Below are 5,052 nucleotides of genomic sequence, written 5' to 3'. Positions count from 1 at the left end.
CCGCGAACGGGCCACCGACGGTGATCGACAAATGGACTCCACCGATACAGAGGGTGACACGCGCCTGAGTTATCCATTGCGTTGGGGGCGTGACCTCGCCACTGCTGGCCAACGTGGCCCTCTCGGTCCTGGACGAGCACTTCACCACGATCGAGGGCGGACCACAGACCAGCCCGAAGCGACGGTTCACCCGACGCCAGAAAGGGTTGCCCAACTACCGGCTGATCCGGTACGCGGACGACTTCGTCATTCTGGTCTCCGGCACCCGAGCTCAGACGGAAGCACTGCTTCCCGAAGTGGCGGAGGTCCTCTCCACCGTCGGCCTGCGGCTGTCGGAGGAGAAGACGCTGATCACGCACATCGACGAGGGCCTCGACTTCCTCGGCTGGCGCATCCAGCGCCACCAGAAGCGGGGAACTGACCGGCAGTACGTCTACAACTACCCGGCCAAGAAGGCACTTCGGTCCATCAAGGCCAAGACGAAGGCACTCTGCCGAATGAACGTCAGCCTGCCGCTGGCAGTCCTGCTGCACAAGCTCAACCAGGTGCTGCGGGGCTGGACCGCCTACTTCCGCCCCGGGGTGTCCGCTCGGGCCTTCCAATACCTGCGCATGATCGTCTGGCGCCAGGTCTTCGGATGGCTCCGCCGCAAGCACCTCGGCACCGGGTGGAAGGAGCTCCGTCGCCGCTACTGCGACGGCGGATGGTGGCCACACGACGGCGACGTCGTCCTGTTCAACCCGGGCTCGGTAGTCACCACGCGATACCGGCCCAGGGGAACGACCATTCCGTCGCCCTGGCCCAGCACGACCTGAGGAAAGCAACCGCTCAACGGGGCTTGTGGAGAGCCGGATGCGGGGCCAACTCGCACGTCCGGTTCGGGAGGGCGGCGTGGAGAAACGGGCTGGGAGGAATCCCAGTACCGCGCTCCGCGCCGACCCCACCACGACGTGGCCCTGGTCGACGAGGCGGGGAAGCTGGTCACCAAGCGGCGTATCCGCGACGACGCGGACGGCTACCGCCAGTTGCTCGACCTTCTAGTGGAGGCCGGCGACACTCCGGACGCGCCGATACCCGTAGCCGTGGAGACCGCGCGCGGCCTGCTTTTCGCCTGCCTACGGGCGACCGGCCGCCGTGTCTACTCGATCAACCCCATGGCGGTGGCCCGCTACCGGGAGCGGCACCGCGCAGCCCGAGCGAAGTCCGACCACGCCGACGCGATGACCCTGGCAAACATCCTGCGGACGGACGCGGACGTCCACCGGCCTCTGCCAGCCGATTCCGAGCTGGTCCAGGCGATTGCCGTCCTCGCCCGCGCTCAGCAGGACGCGGTGTGGAATCGTAGCCAGCTGATCAACCAACTGCGTTCCCACCTCAAGCAGTACTTCCCAGCCGCGCTGGCAGCCTTCCATGTCCGCGGCGTTGGCCTCGACTCACGCGAGGCACGTGCGGTGCTCGCCGTTGCACCGGACCCGGCCACCGCCGCACGCCTAACCCGGGCCCAACTGCGAGCCGCACTGAAGAAGTCCGGCCGCCAGCGCTACATCGAGGACTGGGTGGAGCGCCTGCGAACCGTCTTCACCGGCGACTACCTCCGCCAACTGCCCCTCGTCGAACGCGCCATGGGACGGCAAACCCTCGCACTGGTGAGCCAGCTGGATGCCGCCTGCCGAGCGGCCGACGACCTCGCCGAAGCGGCCGCCGATGCCTTCGCCCAGCACCCCGACGCCGAGATCCTCAGCAGCTTCCCCGGCATCGGCCCACTCACCGGCGCCCGCGTGCTCGGCGAGATCGGTGACGACCGCGACCGCTTCGCCGACGGTCGCGCGCTCAAGGCATATGCGGGGGCCTCACCGGTCACCATCGCCAGCGGCAAGAGCCGGGTCGTCCGTCATCGGAGGGTCAAGAACCAGCGGCTGGCGGCCGCCGGTCACGTCTGGATCTTCGGGGCACTGCCCTCACCGCTCATCAGGGAGCAATATGACCGACGACGCGCCGCTGGTGACCGGCACACCGCTGCCATGCACAACGTGTTCAACCGGCTGCTGGGCTGCCTGTTCCACTGCCTGCAGACCGGCCAGATGTTCGACCCGAACAAGGCCTTTCCCGCTCCCATGGCAACACCGTAGCCCCTCGCGGCTTGACGTTTTACCAAGCTCGGATGTCTGTGGATCGGCGATGTTATTGCCTGATGCTCCGGCACCATCGGATCTCGCCTTCGTGCCATTCGTCGGTGGGCGTGAGCCCGGCGGCGGCTGCGACGGCAGCGGATGCTTGGTGTTCGGGGTGGATGTGGGCGATGACGGCCTGCACCGGTTGCTGGCTGAGCCAGTCGACGAGTCCTCGGGCTGCTTCGGTGGCGATGCCTCTTCCCTGCCACGCAGTTCCCACCACCCAGGCGATCTCGGCGACGGGTCCGTGGCTGGAGGGGCTGACTGTCGCCTGGACCGTGCCCGTCAGGCAGGCTTCGTCACGGAGCCGGATCACCCAGTTCAGCCAGGAGACGGCCGGATCGGGAGAGCCGGCGGTCATGCGCTGGTAGCGCGAGCGCAGGGCCTGCGGGGTGTCCGGATTGCCGCCGATGAAGGTGTGCAGAGCCGGATCGGACAGCACCTGGGCCATCTCCTCGGCGTGCTCGACGAGAAGCGGCAGCAGGTCCAGCCGCGCAGTCCTGATGACCCGGGCCGTACGCCTTCACCCGGGGCCTCGACCGAGACCACGACGCCGTCGTCGCCGCTCTCACGCTGTCGTACAGCAACGGACCCACCGAGGGCGTCAACACGAAGACCAAGCTGATCGCGTGGCAGATGTACGGCAGAGCAGGCTTCACCCTGCTCCGCCACCGAATCCTCCTCGGGTAACGTCACCCTCCGCTACCACCGAATGTGAGCCAGGGCCGTTAAATTGACACACCCGATCCATGCTGGTCAGGCCGCATGGGTGTACTCGTGGAGGGTGCCGCCGAGTCGCGTACGTCTGCGTATGTCGAGACGCGCGATCGTGCCCGGATCTTCGATCGGAGCAGGTAGCGGATGGAGGGGGCGGGCATTCGCGATGCCCTGGTGCGGCCTGTGCTCGTTGTAGAAGGATTCGAACTCGCGCAGGGCGTATAGGAGATGGCGCTGGTTCCAGATCAGTGTGCGGTCCAGCAGTTCTCGTCGGCAGGTTTGCACCCACCTCTCCATGATGGAGTTCATCCTTGGCATCTGAACGCCACTGAGCACCACCTCGATGCCCGCGTCCTTGAGGACTGCGTCGAACAACCTGGGGAACTTCCTGTCCCTGTCCCGGATCAAGAACCGCGCTCGGCAGCCCGCGTCCTCGAGGTCCATGACGAGGCTCTTCGTGGCCTGGACCACCCAGGCCGCGGACGGGTGAGCAGTGGCGCCCAGGATACGGACCCGGCGGTTGGCGTGCTCGATCACCGCGAACACGTATAGCCGCACCCCGGACAGGGTGACCGTTTCGAAGAAGTCGCAGGCCACCAGTGCGTCGGCCTGGGAGCGTAGGAAGTCGCCCCAGGTGCTGGAGCTTCGTTCGGGCGCCGGGTCGATCCCGGCACCCTTGAGGATCTCCCATACCGTGGAAGCGGCAACCTTGATCCCCAGCACGAGCAGCTCACCGTGCACTCTCCTGTAGCCCCAGCTGGGATTTTCGCGCGCCAGGCGCAGCACCAGGGCTCTGATCGAGTGCACGGTCCGTGGCCGACCCGGTCGCTTCGGCCGAGACCGGGCCGCGTGGCGGCGTGCGACCAGGTCGCGATGCCATCGCATCACCTTCTCCGGGCGCGCCAGCAGCCGCATCCTGCGCAGCACATGCCGTGGCAGCCGATGCAGCAGCGCCGCCAGGAACGCCCGGTCGGTCGGGGTGAACCGCACCCTCTGCTTGCCGAGTTGGCGTTCCAGCACCGTGATCTGATGACGCAGGGCAAGGATCTCCGCGTCCTTGTCCCGGGCGCTCATCGGCAGCAGGCGCAGCAGGGCGAATGTGTTCGTCACGCCCAGGTAAGCAAGTCGTAGCAGCACGGTCGATCATCATGCCGCGCTGATCGACAGCCACGTGAGGGTGCCGGCGCGAGCGACCGCGGTCGACGTCCCGCACACCGGCTACCACCAGGGCGGATGAGTATTCGGCAAGGGCAGGCTTCCGGCGTATGCACGGCGAACTGCGCTGCCTCGGCCACAGGGTCAGCCCCGCCACCGTCCGACGGGTGCTGCGTGAACCGCCCCGGGTTCCGCCGCTCGCGCAGCACGTGACTGAGCACGGGAGTACGGCTGTCCCAGCGCGAGACTGCCCCGGCTGTCATCGGGAAGGGTGTCCCGATGACAGCCGGGGCAGCCGCCGCGTACCTGCTGGCTGGGTGAACCCTCAGCCGGCGTCCTCCAGGCCGTAGAGCCGGAAGGCGGCCTCCGCGGAGATGCAGCCGCTTTCCAGGTCCTTCCTGACCGCGGCCCGGTCACGCTCGCGAGGATCGCCGTAGCCGCCGCCACCCGCAGTCTCGATGACGAGCAGGTCCCCGCGCTGCAACGGGTAGTTGGTCTTGGAGGGGAGCACGATCACCTCTCCGTCGCGGATCACGGAATGACGGCTCGGGCTGCCCTCGAGCCCGCCGAAGAGTCCCCACGGCGGAATCCTGTGCCGGTCGGAGTACGCGTTGAAGCTGACTCCGTCGTCGAGGATCCGATAGGTGCGTCGCACCCCGCTGCCTCCGCGCCGGCGCCCCGCTCCGGCGGAGTCCTGGCGGATCGCGTACTCCTCGATGCGCATGTAGGGGTGGTCGGTTTCGAGCGACTCGATCGGCACGTTGCTGCAGTTCGCGAGCGGAGCGTCCACGACGTCCTCGCCATCCGCGGCGTCGGCGGCCCCCCAGCCGCCGCCGACGCACTCCATGTACACGCGGTAGCGGTCGGGGCCGAAGTGCGCCAAACCCACCGCGTTGGTTGAATCGTGGCCACTCGCGACGATCCGATCCGGTGCGACGCCGGCCAGCGCGCGCATCACGACGTTGTACACCCGGTTGCACGCGCCCATGCGGGCCCGCACAGCCAGCGG

At 67.8% G+C, this 5,052-nt stretch carries 5 protein-coding genes and 1 pseudogene; 3 read left to right on the top strand and 3 right to left on the bottom strand.

Annotation, left to right across the window (positions count from 1 at the left end; genetic code table 11):
* Positions 1-89: 89 nt before the first annotated feature.
* Positions 90-815, top strand: a complete 726-nt coding sequence (locus ABT009_RS47215; protein ID WP_351309594.1) for a group II intron maturase-specific domain-containing protein — start codon at positions 90-92, stop codon at positions 813-815.
* A 135-nt stretch (positions 816-950) separates the two neighbouring features.
* Positions 951-2,129, top strand: coding sequence for an IS110 family RNA-guided transposase (locus ABT009_RS47210; RefSeq protein WP_351309591.1), 1,179 nt, complete (start codon positions 951-953; stop codon positions 2,127-2,129).
* A gap of 52 nt (positions 2,130-2,181) precedes the next feature.
* On the opposite strand, the gene ABT009_RS47205 is transcribed toward ABT009_RS47210, so the two are convergent.
* Complete coding sequence (locus tag ABT009_RS47205; RefSeq protein WP_351309597.1) at positions 2,182-2,676, bottom strand: GNAT family N-acetyltransferase; 495 nt, start codon at positions 2,674-2,676, stop codon at positions 2,182-2,184.
* Positions 2,677-2,678: 2 nt separating this feature from the next.
* Here ABT009_RS47205 and ABT009_RS47200 point away from each other — a divergent pair.
* Positions 2,679-2,861: pseudogene (locus tag ABT009_RS47200) on the top strand (transposase); the annotation flags it as partial.
* A 66-nt stretch (positions 2,862-2,927) separates the two neighbouring features.
* On the opposite strand, the gene ABT009_RS47195 reads toward ABT009_RS47200, so the two are convergent.
* Both ABT009_RS47195 and ABT009_RS47190 read right to left on the bottom strand, forming a co-directional pair.
* Positions 2,928-4,025, bottom strand: a complete 1,098-nt coding sequence (locus ABT009_RS47195; RefSeq protein WP_351309588.1) for an integrase core domain-containing protein — start codon at positions 4,023-4,025, stop codon at positions 2,928-2,930.
* A gap of 343 nt (positions 4,026-4,368) precedes the next feature.
* Positions 4,369-5,052 (bottom strand): hydantoinase B/oxoprolinase family protein (locus ABT009_RS47190; RefSeq protein ID WP_351309585.1); only part of this gene is annotated, 684 nt, incomplete at its 5' end.

Source organism: Streptomyces sp. NPDC002896 (assembly GCF_040295225.1).
In the GTDB taxonomy this organism is placed as follows: Bacteria; Actinomycetota; Actinomycetes; order Streptomycetales; family Streptomycetaceae; genus Streptomyces.
This window is presented reverse-complemented; position numbering and strand designations above follow the sequence as displayed.